10 protein-coding genes are annotated in these 13,761 nt (G+C 62.9%); 7 read left to right on the top strand and 3 right to left on the bottom strand.

Annotated features, from left to right (window positions below; all coding sequences use genetic code 11):
• Positions 1-17: 17 nt before the first annotated feature.
• On the top strand, positions 18-1,466 hold the full coding sequence (locus RN347_RS05870; RefSeq protein ID WP_409365772.1) for a mannose-1-phosphate guanylyltransferase/mannose-6-phosphate isomerase: 1,449 nt from the start codon (positions 18-20) through the stop codon (positions 1,464-1,466).
• A 6-nt stretch (positions 1,467-1,472) separates the two neighbouring features.
• Positions 1,473-2,588 carry a glycosyltransferase family 4 protein gene (locus tag RN347_RS05875; protein ID WP_311960506.1) on the top strand — a complete coding sequence of 372 codons (1,116 nt, stop codon included), beginning with the start codon at positions 1,473-1,475 and terminating at the stop codon, positions 2,586-2,588.
• Positions 2,589-2,594: 6 nt separating this feature from the next.
• Here RN347_RS05875 and RN347_RS05880 read toward each other — a convergent pair whose 3' ends face one another.
• Both RN347_RS05880 and RN347_RS05885 read right to left on the bottom strand, forming a co-directional pair.
• Positions 2,595-3,587, bottom strand: a complete 993-nt coding sequence (locus tag RN347_RS05880) for a hypothetical protein (RefSeq protein WP_311960507.1) — start codon at positions 3,585-3,587, stop codon at positions 2,595-2,597.
• A 78-nt stretch (positions 3,588-3,665) separates the two neighbouring features.
• Complete coding sequence (locus RN347_RS05885; RefSeq protein WP_311960508.1) at positions 3,666-5,078, bottom strand: MBOAT family protein; 1,413 nt, start codon at positions 5,076-5,078, stop codon at positions 3,666-3,668.
• A 184-nt stretch (positions 5,079-5,262) separates the two neighbouring features.
• Here RN347_RS05885 and RN347_RS05890 point away from each other — a divergent pair, with 184 nt between their 5' ends.
• The 5 genes from RN347_RS05890 (at position 5,263) to RN347_RS05910 (ending at position 12,805) form a co-directional block, all read left to right on the top strand.
• Positions 5,263-6,057 carry an ABC transporter permease gene (locus RN347_RS05890; protein WP_311960509.1) on the top strand — a complete coding sequence of 265 codons (795 nt, stop codon included), beginning with the start codon at positions 5,263-5,265 and terminating at the stop codon, positions 6,055-6,057.
• Positions 6,054-7,307, top strand: a complete 1,254-nt coding sequence (locus RN347_RS05895) for an ABC transporter ATP-binding protein (protein WP_311960510.1) — start codon at positions 6,054-6,056, stop codon at positions 7,305-7,307. The genes RN347_RS05890 and RN347_RS05895 overlap by 4 nt, the downstream gene beginning before the upstream one ends.
• On the top strand, positions 7,307-10,717 hold the full coding sequence (locus RN347_RS05900; protein ID WP_311960511.1) for a glycosyltransferase: 3,411 nt from the start codon (positions 7,307-7,309) through the stop codon (positions 10,715-10,717). The genes RN347_RS05895 and RN347_RS05900 overlap by 1 nt, the downstream gene beginning before the upstream one ends.
• 73 nt (positions 10,718-10,790) lie before the next feature.
• Positions 10,791-11,852, top strand: coding sequence for a GDP-mannose 4,6-dehydratase (gene gmd, locus RN347_RS05905; protein ID WP_311960512.1), 1,062 nt, complete (start codon positions 10,791-10,793; stop codon positions 11,850-11,852).
• A gap of 32 nt (positions 11,853-11,884) precedes the next feature.
• Positions 11,885-12,805 carry an NAD-dependent epimerase/dehydratase family protein gene (locus RN347_RS05910; RefSeq protein ID WP_311960513.1) on the top strand — a complete coding sequence of 307 codons (921 nt, stop codon included), beginning with the start codon at positions 11,885-11,887 and terminating at the stop codon, positions 12,803-12,805.
• A 28-nt stretch (positions 12,806-12,833) separates the two neighbouring features.
• On the opposite strand, the gene RN347_RS05915 is transcribed toward RN347_RS05910, so the two are convergent.
• Positions 12,834-13,757: a glycosyltransferase gene (locus RN347_RS05915; RefSeq protein ID WP_311960514.1), complete on the bottom strand. Its 924-nt coding sequence runs from the start codon at positions 13,755-13,757 to the stop codon at positions 12,834-12,836.
• Positions 13,758-13,761: the final 4 nt, after the last annotated feature.

The following is a 13,761-nucleotide window of genomic DNA, read 5'->3' on the forward strand; positions in this document are numbered from 1 at the left end:
GCTTTTCGGGATGAATGATGATTTTACCGGTTATTTTGTCCGGTGGGAGCGGCTCGAGGCTGTGGCCGGTTTCCCGCGAGCATTACCCCAAACAGTTTTTGAACCTCAACCAGGACGATGTCAGCCTGCTGCAGGAGACGGCGCTGCGTGCGCAAGGCCTCGCCTCAAGCGAGGCGCCGCTGATCGTGTGCAACGAGGAGCATCGTTTTCTGATCGCCGAGCAGATGCAGGCGCTGGGCTTCAAACAAAGCCGTATCCTTCTCGAGCCCTGTGGGCGTAATACCGCACCAGCGCTTGCCCTGGCGGCGCTGCTGGCAAGCGAACAAAATCCTGACGCCGACCTTCTGGTAATGCCGGCGGATCACGTCATTCAGGATAACCAGGCGTTCGCCGACGCCATCGAAAAAGGGCTGGAGCTTAGCCACCAGGGGCAGCTGGTGACCTTTGGCATCACGCCTTCGAGCGCGCATACGGGCTACGGCTATATCAAGCGCGGCCAGGCGCTTTTGCAGGGCTTTGCCGTGGAGGCTTTCGTCGAAAAGCCATCCCAGCAGATCGCCCAGCAGTATCTGGAAAGCGGCGATTACGTCTGGAACAGCGGCATCTTCCTGTGTAAGGCCGAGCGTTTTTTACAAGCGCTGGCGCAGCACGCGCCGGATATTCTCGAAAGCTGCCAGGCCGCGTTTCAGACGCGCACCCAGGATATGGATTTTCTGCGCATCGACGAGGCCGTTTTCGGCCAGTGTCGCAGCGAATCGATCGACTACGCGGTAATGGAGCATACCCGTCAGGCGGCGGTGGTGCCCATGTCGCCGGGCTGGAGTGATATCGGCGCCTGGGATGCGCTTCACGCGCTACGTGGTGAAAAAGACCCCGAGCACCACAACGCCGTGCGCGGCGACGTTTTGCTTCGCGATACTCGCAACAGCCTGGTCTACAGCGAATCGCGGCTGGTCGCCACCCTGGGCGTTAGCGATTTAGTGGTCGTGGAAACCGATGACGCCGTGCTGGTCGCCCACCGCGACCACGCTCAGGACACCAAGCAGATCGTCAGCGCGCTCAAAGAGGCCGGCCGGCCAGAATGCCAGCTCCACCGAACGGTCTATCGCCCCTGGGGGCATTACCGTAGCATGGAGATCACCGAAAGCTTTCAGGTCAAGGAGATCGTGGTTAAACCCGGGGCGGCGCTGTCGCTTCAAATGCACCACCACCGTGCCGAGCACTGGGTCGTGGTCGAAGGTACCGCGAAGGTGACCCAGGGTGAAACGCCCGGCATCGACGCCGCATTGAGAAGCTTTCTGCTCTCGGAAGACCAGTCTACCTACATACCGCTGGGCACCGTACACCGGTTGGAGAACCCCGGCGTCATTGCGCTCAAGCTGATCGAAGTGCAAACCGGGTCTTATTTGGGCGAAGACGATATCGTGCGCTTTGATGACAAGTACGGTCGTGACCAGGAGCCCTGACGCGCCATGAAGGTCGCGATCGTTCATGACTGGCTGACCACTTGGGCCGGCGCCGAGAAAGCGCTGGCCGAGCTTGCAAGCTGTTTTCCCCAAGCGGAAATTTTTACCACCGTCAATTTCCTGGCCTCTGATGAGCTGCCCGCGCTCAAAGGGCGGGTCATCCATACCAGCCTCATTCAGCGCCTGCCCTTTGCGCGAAAGCACTATCGGCGCTATCTGCCGCTGATGCCGCTGGCCATCGAACAGTTCGATTTAAAAGGCTTCGACCTGATTCTTTCGAGCAGCCACGCCGTGGCCAAGGGGGTGCTCTGCGACCCGGGCGCCGTACATATCTGCTACTGCTACAGCCCGATGCGCTACGCCTGGGATATGCAGCACCAGTATCTTCGACAAACTGGTAAGGCGCGGGGCGTGGCGAGCTGGCTAATGCGCTGGCAGCTTCACCGGCTTCGGCAATGGGATTTCATCAGCGCGCAGCGAGTCGATCACTTCGTTGCGATCTCGCACTATATCAAGCGGCGTATCGCCCGCTGCTATCGCCGCGATGCCGAAGTGATCTATCCGCCGGTACAGGTCGAGCGGTTTCGCCACGACCGGCCCCGCGACGAGTTTTATTTCACCGCCTCGCGCATGGTGCCGTACAAGCGTATCGACCTGATCATCGATGCGTTCAACCGTATGCCCGATAAACGCCTGGTCGTCATCGGTGACGGGCCGGATCGCGCCCGACTGAGCGCCATGGCCGGGCCCAACGTGAGCGTGCTGGGCTACCAGCCGGACGACGTACTGGTGGATTATCTGGAGCGGGCCCGCGCGTTTTTGTTCATGGCCGAGGAGGATTTCGGCATTCTGCCCGTGGAAGCCCAGGCCGCCGGCGCGCCGGTCATTGGCTACGGGGTAGGAGGGCTTTCCGAAACCACGCTCGATGGTATCACCGGGCTGTGGGTCGCCGAGCAAACCAGCGCCGGTTTGATCGAGCGGGTTCGTCAGTTCGAACAGCGCCGCCGATCCGAGCCGGACGCTTTCTCACCCACCGCGTGCCGGCAAAGCGCCGAGCGCTTCGCTACAGCCAACTTTCGCCGCGCGATTCTCTCGCTGGTGGAGCAGCACCTGAACCGCTAGCGCCGATTACTCCCCCAGAGGCTTCCCAACGTCGCCGGCGCCTGGCGGCACGGCAGTTTGGTAATAGTGCCGACACTGTTCGAAGGGCTGGTCGTCAAGCCACTCGATCAAGCGCTGCGTGTGCCGCGTGCGCGCTTCATCGACCAGGTGATAGTTGGTATCGAAAAAGTCGTCCGTCCCGTACATCGCGGCTTCCGGCTTGCCTACCCACTTGAGCCCTGCACGGCGTATCTGAGCCGGAAGATTGGCATAGAAGTTCGCCTCGATAGGGGAGTCGGCGTAGTACGGCTTGTACAGTAAAGGCGCCGGCAGGAATATCGGGCAGGCGCCTCTGGCCAGTACGTTGTCGCGAAAGGCGCGCAGCGTCTGGCCATCGAAGCGGCCGCGGCGCGCCGTTTCACCGTAGGTTTCGGCGTTCAGCGAATTTAAAAAACGCCAGTGGCGCGGCTCGCGTTGTGCGCGGGCGGTGCCGGTCTGGTCGCCGCGCAGGTCCAGATGATGCGCACCGTAGTCGCCGTTGACCGTAAAGCCTTCGGGCACGCCTCGGTAGCCTTCCAGAAGGTGGCGCAGCGAGGTCTGCGCAATGACCCCGAGCGCGCGCTTTAGCGGTAGCGCCCAAAGGGCCTCGGGGTGGCTGTTCGCCCAGTGCACCAGCGACGCCGAGACGGCCTCGTTGCGGTTATAAAGCGAATACTCGAGCGGTAAAAGCACAAGGTCACCTGCCTCGATGACCGGCTCGGCGCTTGCCAATATCACCGGTAGTGACAGCCCTGCGTTGACGCCCAGGTTGACGGCGGGGCGCCCGAAGGCGGTTTCCAGAGCGCCGCTGTCGATACCGAACATCGCCGACGATCCGGCCACGATCAGGATTTTGGGTGAGGGCAGTGCCTCGGCCCTAGCCAGTTTGTAACTCAGCGCGCCTTCGATCCACGCGTTATTGGGGTGAGCGCGCCCCAGCTGGCCCGCCCACAACAAAAGCCAGAGGCACAGTGCGCCCAAAGCACCCGCCAAAAGCCCGGCCCAAAAGCGCTTTGTGGTTGGTTGTGTGCGTATCGCTAAACGTCGTGTGATCAGCATTCAAAAGTTGAAATACAAAAAGGCCTGGCCTGGCAGATCGACCATCGCCTTCGCCGCGGCCATGAAAAAAGCGCCGGCTACCGCGCCTTGCCACCAGGCGCGTTTGGGCTTGGCCAGCCACCTTGCCCACACCGCGCTTCGCGGCGTGAAAAAGGCGATGAACGAGCCGAGCAGCAAAAGCGCACTGCTGGTGCCCAGCGCCATAACGCCCTGGGTCAGATCGCGATAAAGATCGCCAAGCGCCCCCCACTGCCACTGTCCAAGGCCTGCGTAGAGCGCGACGGTATGCGAAAGGCTCTCGGCTCGAAAGGGCACCCAAGCCAGCATGACCAGCGAAAGCGTCAAGAGCCAACTCAAGGGGCGCGGCAGTCGCACGCAGGCAACGCGCTGCCACATCAATAGCGCGGTCAGCATCAGCCCGTGTAGCCCGCCCCAGAGTAAAAACTGCCAGCCGGCACCGTGCCAAAGCCCGCCCAGCAGCATTGTCACCATCAGCGCCACGATGTGGCGGGGCAGGCCGCGGCGGCTGCCGCCCAGGGGAATATAAAGATAGTCGCGCAAAAAGCGCGAAAGCGTGATGTGCCAGCGCCGCCAGAATGCCTGAATGTCCGCCGCGCGGTAGGGCGAGGCGAAGTTTTGCGGCAGCCGAACGCCAAACAAGAGCGCAAGCCCCAGCGCCATGTCCGCATAGCCGGAAAAATCGAAATAGAGCTGTAGCCCAAAGGCCCAGCCCGCCACCAGCGTATCGCCGGCCACGATGGCGTGCGCGGGCAGCGAAAAAAGCCGCTCGACCAGCGGTGCCAGGTTGTCGGCCAGCAGCAGCTTTTTGCAAAGCCCGAAAGCCAACAGCACCAGGCCCAAGCGCACCTGGGCAGACGAAGGGCGGCCAAGGCGTGAAAGCTGCGGTGCCAGGGCACGATAGTGAACGATTGGCCCGGCGATCAGCTGCGGAAAAAAGCTCACGAATACCCCGTACAGCGAGGCTTCGTACAGCGAACCGGTTTCTCGCCGGGCGTGGCCCCGGCGAACGTCCACCAGATACGCGATCTGCTGAAAGGTGAAAAACGAAATGCCCAGGGGAAGCACCAGTGGGCTCAGCGGGTGGGGGGCTAAATGCAGCACCGACAACAGAAACACCGAGTACTTGAACCCGCCAAGCAGGCCAAGATTAAAAGCGACCCCCACCCAGAGCCACCCGCGCTGCCTGACCCGCCCGGTCAGCCAGTAGTTGACGCCAATGCTTGCAAGCAAAAGCGCCAGCAAGCGGATGTCCCACACCGCGTAGAAGAGAAGCGATGCCGCGCCGAGCCAGGCCAGCAGCAGCCTCGGCAGCGCACAGCGCGCCAGTAGCAGATAGATCAGCCAAACGGTGGGCAGATACAGCAGTAGAAACGAAGGTGTGCTAAAAACCATGCGCGAGCGCCAAAACGTTGACCGGCCAAAGCGCTAGAGCACAGCGCGAGCGTGAGCATACCATAGCGATGTGCGGCGAATATGACAGCGCGGTGTGATTAGGCCGGCGGTGGTGTGACCACAGCACTTGGCTTAACATTGCGCGCAGATGCCGCCTGACCAGCACGGGAAAAAAGGGAAAACCATGCTTGCATCCCTCAAGGGAGCCTGGCGTTATCGCCAGTTCATCGCCACCTCGATTCGCCATGAGTTGGTGGCGCGCTTTGCCCGAAGCCGCATCGGCGGTGCCTGGATGATTATCCACCCGCTGGCCATGGTGCTCATCTACGCGCTGGTGCTATCAAAGGTGCTGTCGGCGAAACTGCCCGGTATCGAAAGCCAGTACGCCTACGCCATTTACCTCACCGCGGGCATGCTGGGGTGGAGTCTTTTCAGTGAACTGCTCACTCGCTGTCTGGGGATTTTCATCGACAACGCCAATCTGATGAAAAAACTGGTCTTTCCCAAGGTGGCGCTGCCGCTGATCGTGACCGGTTCGTGTTTGATCAATAACCTGGCGCTGTTTCTGGTCACGCTGGTGGTGTTCGCGGCGCTTGGCCATTTCAACGCTGCCACCCTGGCCTGGGTGATGGTGCTCACCGGTATCACGGTGCTTCTGGGCCTGGGGCTTGGCATGACGCTGGGCATACTCAACGTGTTTCTTCGCGATATCGGCCAGCTCATGCCCATCGTGCTGCAGTTTCTGTTCTGGTTCACGCCGGTGGTTTATCCCGCCGAGATCGTCCCCCAGGCGCTGCAAACGCTGATCGCCTTCAACCCCTTGTATCACCTGGTAGGCGCCTACCACGACGTGCTCGCCTACGGGCAGGCACCCTCGCTTGTGGCCCTGGCGACTTTGACGGCGCTGGGCTTGGGCCTTGTGCTCTTTAGCGCGCTGCTGTTTGAGCGGGCGAGCCCGGAAATGGTGGACGCCCTATGAGCGCGCTTTTGGAAGTACGCGAGCTTGGCAAGGTGTACCGCCGGTTTCCCAACGAGCTGTGGCGCATCGTGAGCTGGTTTAGCCCGGTCGCGCCCGTTGCCGAAACCTGGGTGCTGCGCGATATCGGCTTCGACATCGCCGCCGGCGAAGCGGTGGGGATCGTCGGGCAAAACGGCGCGGGCAAAAGCACGCTGCTCAAGATGATCACCGGCACGCTCGTCCCCAGTGAAGGCTATGTGCGCACCCGCGGGCGCATCGCGGCGATTCTGGAGCTTGGTATGGGCTTCAACGGCGAGCTGACCGGGCGCCAGAACGTGCTGCACTCGGCGGGGCTGATGGGCTTTGGCCGAGCCGATATCAGCGCGGCAATGGACGACATCGAAGCCTTTGCCGAAATCGGCGACTATTTCGACAAGCCCATGCGCGTTTACTCCAGCGGTATGCAGATGCGCGTCGCCTTTTCGGTGGCCACCGCCTTTCGCCCCGACATTTTGATCGTCGATGAAGCGCTTTCGGTCGGCGACGCCTACTTTCAGCACAAAAGTTTCGACCGCATTCGCGAGTTCCAGCGGTTGGGCACGTCGCTTCTGATCGTCTCCCACGACAAGGCCGCGATTCAGAGCCTTTGCGACCGTGCCATCCTGCTGGAAAAGGGGCGGGTGCTCCAGGACGGCCCGCCCCAGGACGTCATGGATTACTACAACGCGCTGATCGCGCAAAAAGAAAACGATAACGTCGAGATCAAACCGCTCGAGACCGGCCAGATCCAGACCCGCTCTGGCAGCGGCGAAGCCCGCATCGAACGCGTCAGCCTGCACGGTGAAAACGGAGCGGCCATCGACGTGGCCGATGTCGGCCAGCCGGTCGAGCTGCAGGTAGCGGTCAGCATTCACGCACCGCTTGCCGAGCTTGTGCTGGGGTACAAGCTCAAGGACCGGGTGGGCCAGGACGTGTTCGGCACCAACACCTGGCACACCCACCAGGTCGAGCGAGACGTGGCAGCGGGCGAGCGCTTGATCTACCGGCTGCGTTTTGACGCCAACCTTGGCCCCGGCAGCTACTCGGTGTCGCTGTCACTTCACAGTGGCGACACCCATTTGAGCCACAACTACCAGTGGGTCGACCACGCGCTGGTGTTTCAAATGATCAACGCCGAAAAGGACTTTTTCCTCGGCAGCAGCTGGGTCATGCCGGTGATCCAGTGTCAGCGTCACGGCGCGCCCTATCCAGCCTCCAACGAGTCAGCGTAATGGATTTCTATACCCGTTTTACCCACCACTTTCGCGGCGATGAAAGCGTCATCAAGGCCCGGCTGGAGGTTTACCTGCCCGTGCTGGCGCCGGTTCTGGCGCGCTATCCCACCGCGCCGGTGGTCGACCTGGGCGCCGGGCGGGGTGAGTGGCTCGAGCTGATGCGCGACAACGGCTGGCCCGCCAGCGGGATCGATACCAACGAAAGCATGGCCGGCGAGTGCAACGCGCGCGGGCTGAGAGTCGATACACGTGACGCCCTGACCGGGCTTCAGGCCCTGGAGGACGACAGCCTCTCGGCGGTAACCGGCTTTCACATCGCCGAGCATCTGCCGTTCGACGATCTGGTGGCGCTGGTGCAGCAGGCGCACCGGGTGCTACTGCCCGGTGGCGTGTTGATACTGGAAACGCCCAACCCGGAAAACCTCACCGTGGGGCTTTGGAGCTTTCATCTCGACCCGACCCACCAGCGCCCACTGCCACCGCCGCTTCTGCACTTTCTCGCCACCGATACGGGCTTTGCCAATGCCCGCATTTGGCGACTCAACGGCCCCACGCCGCCAAAGGATAGCGCCCCGGTGCGCGACTATCTGGACTGGGTCGTTTCCGCCTACCCGGACTACGCGCTGATCGCCCATAAACACACCGATGACGAAAGCGCGCCCTGGTTCGAGTACTTGGAAACCCAAGCCCAAACGCAGCAGGGCAGTCTCGACACGCTAGCGGCCAAAATCGAGGCTCAGGCCGAGGCGCTGGCGGATGAAACCGACAGGCGCCAGCGTTACCAGGCGCGGGTCGAACAGCTCGGTGAGGAGCTGGAGGGCGTTTATCGAAGCCGCTCCTGGCGGCTGACAAAGCCGCTGCGCGGCGTCATGCACACCCGGCGTCAACTCGCTGGCGCTCAGGGCCGACTGATACGCAAAACCGCGCAAGTGCCCTGGCTCAAGCGGCCGGCGCTGGCCGTTCTCAACCGCTTTCCGGCGTTGAAAATGCGCGTGCTTAAGCAGATGGCCGGGAGCAGCGAGCTTTTTAGTCGTAAGGGGCAGTTTCGCCCGGAGGATTTCGTCGATCTGGACACGCCCGTGCGCGCTCGGGTGCGCGTTGAGGCGCTGACACTGCGCGATACCACCGCCAGCGTATCGGCCCTTCGCGGCCTGCGCCTGGAAGGGCACGTCAACGGAAGCTACAGCCTGGCCGCGGTCAACCGCCACCTGCTCACACGGCTCGCCCAGAGCGACAACCCCCCGGCGCTGTGGCTTGCCCCCCACGAGGCCTCGCCGGAAAAGCGCGTCAACTCAACGCCTGGTGGCGAGGCGGAAGTCGCCCGGCTCAACGGCCTGCTCGACCCCAACCCCTGGCAGGCGTTAGCCCCCAATGAGCGCATAGCGCTTTATCACCGCTACCCGCTCATAACACCCGACCCTGCCTTTGGAACGGCCGTGGCGCTGTTTTTCTGGGAGGAGTCCGCAGTGCCGGCGGACATGATCGACACGCTCAACCGCCACTATCACGGCGTGATCGTAACCGCCTGGTTCGTCAAGAAAGTGCTGATGGATAGCGGCTGTAGGTTGCCCATTCACGTCGTTACTCTGCCGCTGGTGGAAAACCCGTTGGCCGCCGAGAGCGAGGCGCTGGATCTGGAGCGGGCAAGCCAGGGGCGCCCGGTACACCTGCTGCACGTCTCCTCGGCCTTTCCGCGCAAGGGTGTAGACGTATTGCTGCAGGCCTTCGAGCGTCTGGCGGGCGAAGACTCGGCGCTTACCCTCACGCTCAAGAGCTTTCCCAACCCGCACAACCAGGTTGAGGCGCTGATCGAAACGCATGTGAGCAGCGCCCATCGCCCGCGGCTCACGCTCATCATGGAAGACTACAGCGCCGAGCAGATGGCCGCGCTGTATCAAAAGGCCGATATCGTGGTGCTGCCCACCCGCGGCGAGGGCCTTAACATGCCCGCGATCGAGGCCGGCGAGTTCTCCCGCGGGCTGGTCGTCACCGGCTTTGGCGCGCACACCGACTTCCTGAGCGCCGACACTACCGGCTTCATCGACTACTGCTTCGATCACGCCCAGTCGCACTTTCAAAACGACCAGGCACTGTGGGTCGAACCCGGCGCCGACAGCACCGTGGCCGAAATCACGCGCCAGGTGCAGGCACTTCGTTTGGGCGGTGAACATGCCTACGCGGCCCCAGTGGCGCTGAACGAGGCCATTCGCGCGCGCTTTTTCGCCCCCGGCGCGGTGGCGTCGATTTTGGCAGCGCTGGCCCGGCTCAAGGCGCTGACGAACACCGCAGCCCCTGCGCTTTCCGTCAGCCTGTTTTCCACCTGGCGCGAAGCCTGCGGCATCGCTCAGTACAGCGACCACCTGCTCGAGGCGCTTTCGCACGACGACGCCATCGCGCTCACCGTGCACGCCCCGACCGCGCCGCTGGATGGCACCGCTTATCCCGTTCGCGTTGTCGAAAAGAGCTGGCAAAAGGGCGCAAGTCCCGCGCTTTCTGGGGCCTCGGGCAACGTCGTCTGGCTGCAGCACCACTTTGCCTTTTTCGAGCTCGACACCGCCCTGGCGGGGGAAGTGGTGCGCTGTCGCGAGCAGGGCAAACGGGTTTACATCACCCTTCACACCACGCGCCCGTTGATCGATTTCGACACCGCCCGCCGCCGCGCGGCGGCTGCCACGCTGGCCGAGTTCGACCGCGTGTTCGTCCACACCCTGGACGATCTTAATCACTTGAAGCGCATCGGCCTGACCGACAACGTGACCCGCATGCCTCAGGGCGTGGCCCAGAGTTGTGAGGCCACCGTTGAAGCCACCCCCTCCAACGGCGCGCCGATCATCGGCTGTTTCGGCTTTTTGCTGCCTCATAAGGGCGTCAACACGTTGATCGAGGCCTTCGCCGCGCTGATAAAACGCCAGGCGCTGCCCGAAGGCGCCAGGCTACGCCTGGTAACCTCAGTACGCAACGAGCCCGCCTCCCAGGAAGAGCTTGCGCGCTGCCAGCGCACCGCCAAAAGGCTCGGTGTCGAGCGCTACCTCGAGTGGTACACCGATTTCATGCCTCTGGACGAGGTGCAGCGCCGCTTGGCCGAATGTAGCCTTGTGGTGCTGCCGTACCAGTACACCCAGGAGTCGAGCAGCGCTGCGGTGCGCACCGCCGTGGCGGCGTGCCCGGTGATTTTGACCACCCCAGCGCCCATTTTCGACGAAGTGGCGGGCGTGGTGTGGCAATCTGACGGCTTCGAGCCCGAGGCGATCGCCTCGGCGGTTGTTCACGTGCTCAGCGCAAACGAGCAGGAGCGGGCGGTTTACCGCCAGGCGCGCACCGACTGGCTCGAACAGCGCCGTTGGGCCACGCTTGCCCGGCGTTATCAAGCGCTGATGAACGCCGCGCTCGTTGACCAAAAACTGTAACACGCGGTGATTACACTCTGTTACCTTTAAGCGCCAGCAGCGGGCGCAACGGTTTGAGTGAGGCGAGCATAAAATGATGGGCGAGCATAAAAAGAGCGGCGCGTTGACCGCGATCGTCACGGGGATAACGGGGCAGGACGGCGCTTATCTGGCCGAGCTTTTGCTGGAGAAGGGCTACACAGTGTACGGCACGTTTCGGCGCACCAGCTCGGTGAATTTCTGGCGTATCGAAGAACTCGGACTCCAGGGGCATCCCAACCTGCACCTGGTCGAGTTCGACCTGACCGACCTGTCCGCCAGCATTCGCCTGCTGCAGCGCTGCCGGCCGCAGGAAGTCTACAACCTCGCGGCCCAGAGCTTCGTCGGGGTGTCGTTCGACCAGCCCATCACCACCGCCGAAATCACCGGGCTTGGCGTGGTCAATCTGCTGGAGGCCATTCGCATCGTCGACCCCGCCATTCGCTTTTACCAGGCCTCCACCTCCGAGATGTTTGGTAAGGTGCAGGAGGTGCCGCAAACCGAATCGACGCCGTTCTACCCCCGAAGCCCCTACGGCGTGGCCAAGCTCTATGCCCACTGGATGACGATCAACTACCGCGAATCCTATGGCCTGTTTGCCGCCTGCGGCATTCTGTTCAACCATGAATCGCCGCTGCGAGGGCGCGAGTTCGTCACGCGCAAGATCACCGACGGTGTGGCGCGTATCAAGCTTGGCCTGCAACCCCACTTGGCGCTGGGCAACCTGGACGCCAAGCGCGACTGGGGCTTTGCCCGCGAGTACGTCGAGGGCATGTGGCGTATGCTGCAGGCCGATGAGCCGGACACGTTCGTGCTGGCCACCCACCGCACCGAAACCGTGCGCGATTTCGTGACGCTCGCCTTCAAGGCAGCGAACATCGAGCTTCGCTGGGAAGGCGAGGGCGAAAACGAGATCGCCCAGGACGCGGCGACGGGCGAAACGCGGGTGGTGATCAACCCCGAGTTTTATCGTCCCGCTGAGGTCGAGCTTCTGATCGGCGACCCGGCCAAGGCCCACCGCGAGCTTGGCTGGAAGCCCGTGGTCCCGCTGGAGACGCTGTGCAAAAGGATGGTCGAGGCGGATCTGCTGCGCGTGCAACAAGGCGTCAGCGTCTGAGTCGCCCATCACCTTTTGGTAAGGGAGCCACCATGACCACGAGCCTGGTCACCGGCGCCAGCGGCTTTACTGGCCGCTACCTCGTCGCCCATTTGAAGCGCCAGGGCCACCGTGTGGTGGCCCTGGCAAGTACGCCCTGCGGCGCCGATGAAACGCATCACATTGATCTAAGCGATGCCGCGAACCTTTCCCGTCTCGTGCAGCAAAGCGCACCGGACCAGGTGTTTCACTTGGCGGCGCTGTCGTTTGTGGGCCACCCGACACCGCTCGATTTCTATCGCGTCAACGTGCTGGGCACCGAGAACCTGCTGGCCGCGCTGAGCGGGCTGGCCGCGCCGCCCAGGGTGCTGCTCGCCAGCAGCGCCAACGTCTACGGTGCCAACGGCCAGGCGGTTATCGATGAAAACGTGGCCCCCTTGCCGGTCAACCACTACGCCCACTCCAAGCTCGCCATGGAGCACGTTGCGCTTACCTACGCCCAAAAGCTCCCCTTGTTGATCGCGCGGCCGTTCAACTACACCGGCCCCGGCCAGGCGGGGCACTTTCTGGTCCCGAAAATCGTCGCTCACTTTCAGCGCCGCGAGGCGATCATCGAGCTTGGCAACACTCACGTCAGCCGCGACTTCTCGGATGTGCGCGACGTCGTGGCGATTTACGCGCGGCTTTTGGCGCACTGGCCGCAAGACGCCAGGAGCGCCAGCGTGGTCAACGTGGGCAGCGGCCAAGCGGTATCGCTGAAAGCGCTGATTCAAACGCTCGAGCGGCTGGCAGGTCACGCCATCGAGATTCGCGTCAATCCGGCGTTCGTGCGCGCCAACGAGATTCCCAAGCTCAAGGCGTGTACCCAGCGTTTGAACGCCTGGGTACCGGGACTCGAGCGAACCCCGATCGAGCAAACCCTGACGGCGATGCTGGAAAGTCAGATGATAAACGATGCCCGAGGCAAGCAGTGAACGCCAGGGTAGCGCATTGGCCCCAAACCTAGCCCCAAAACCGGCGGTGCATGGAAAGGCGGCGCTTCAGGCTCACGGGAAGGCGGTTTTCCGCCTTGCCCAGCCGGTATCCCAGGTACTTGAGGCAGGTTCTGAGCCCGGCCTCGGGCAGGCGCCAGGGAGCGTGACGCAGTAAATAGCGGATTTCCGAGCGCACGAAACGCCCGCCTTCGCCTTCCGCCTTGCCCAGCCACGCCAACAGCCAGCCCTCGCGGTGGTGCAGAACGCCGATATCGAAGTAGCGCTTGAACTCCTGGCCCAGCGAGTAGTTGTGCGAATGGTGAACGCACGCCTTGGCGCAGTAGGCGAGCTGCCAGCCGTTTTGTAAAAGCCGCGCACCGGCAATCATGTCCTCGCTCAGGATGGTGCCGGTGGGAAACCCGCCCGCCGCCAAAAGCGCCTCGCGCCGGTAAGCGGCAAACGAGTTGGATAAAAACGCCGTTTTGAGGCCAAGCGTTGGAATGTCGGCTTCGCTCACCACTCTCGATTCTTCCGGGTAGTTAAAAAGCCTTGCGTGGGCGGCGATGGGCGTGGCGTCGTCGTGCGGCAGCTGGCGACCAAAAACCGCGCCCACGTGGGGCGCCTTGAAAGCCTCATTCAGCGCTGTCAGCGCGTTTTCATCGGCCACCAGCGCGTCCTGGGTCAGAAACACCACCACGTCGCAGTCGGCCAGTAGCTCGAGCGCACGCTGGCGGGTGCCGCCGTGATCGAAGCTATCCCGCGCGATGGTCTCCACTTCCCAGCCGCGCTCGGCAGCCAGGCAAGCGGTGGCGTCACTGGAGCTTGAATCGATTACCAGCCGGCGGTGCGCCCCGGCCAGCGCCGGCTCGGCCCGATTCAGCCATTCAAGCCAGCTTGGCCCCGCGTTGAGCGTCGGCACGCACACTCCAAAACGTAGCGTCTGCAGCACCATGCCC

The organism is Halomonas sp. PAMB 3264, from assembly GCF_031954245.1.
GTDB lineage: Bacteria > Pseudomonadota > Gammaproteobacteria > Pseudomonadales > Halomonadaceae > Vreelandella.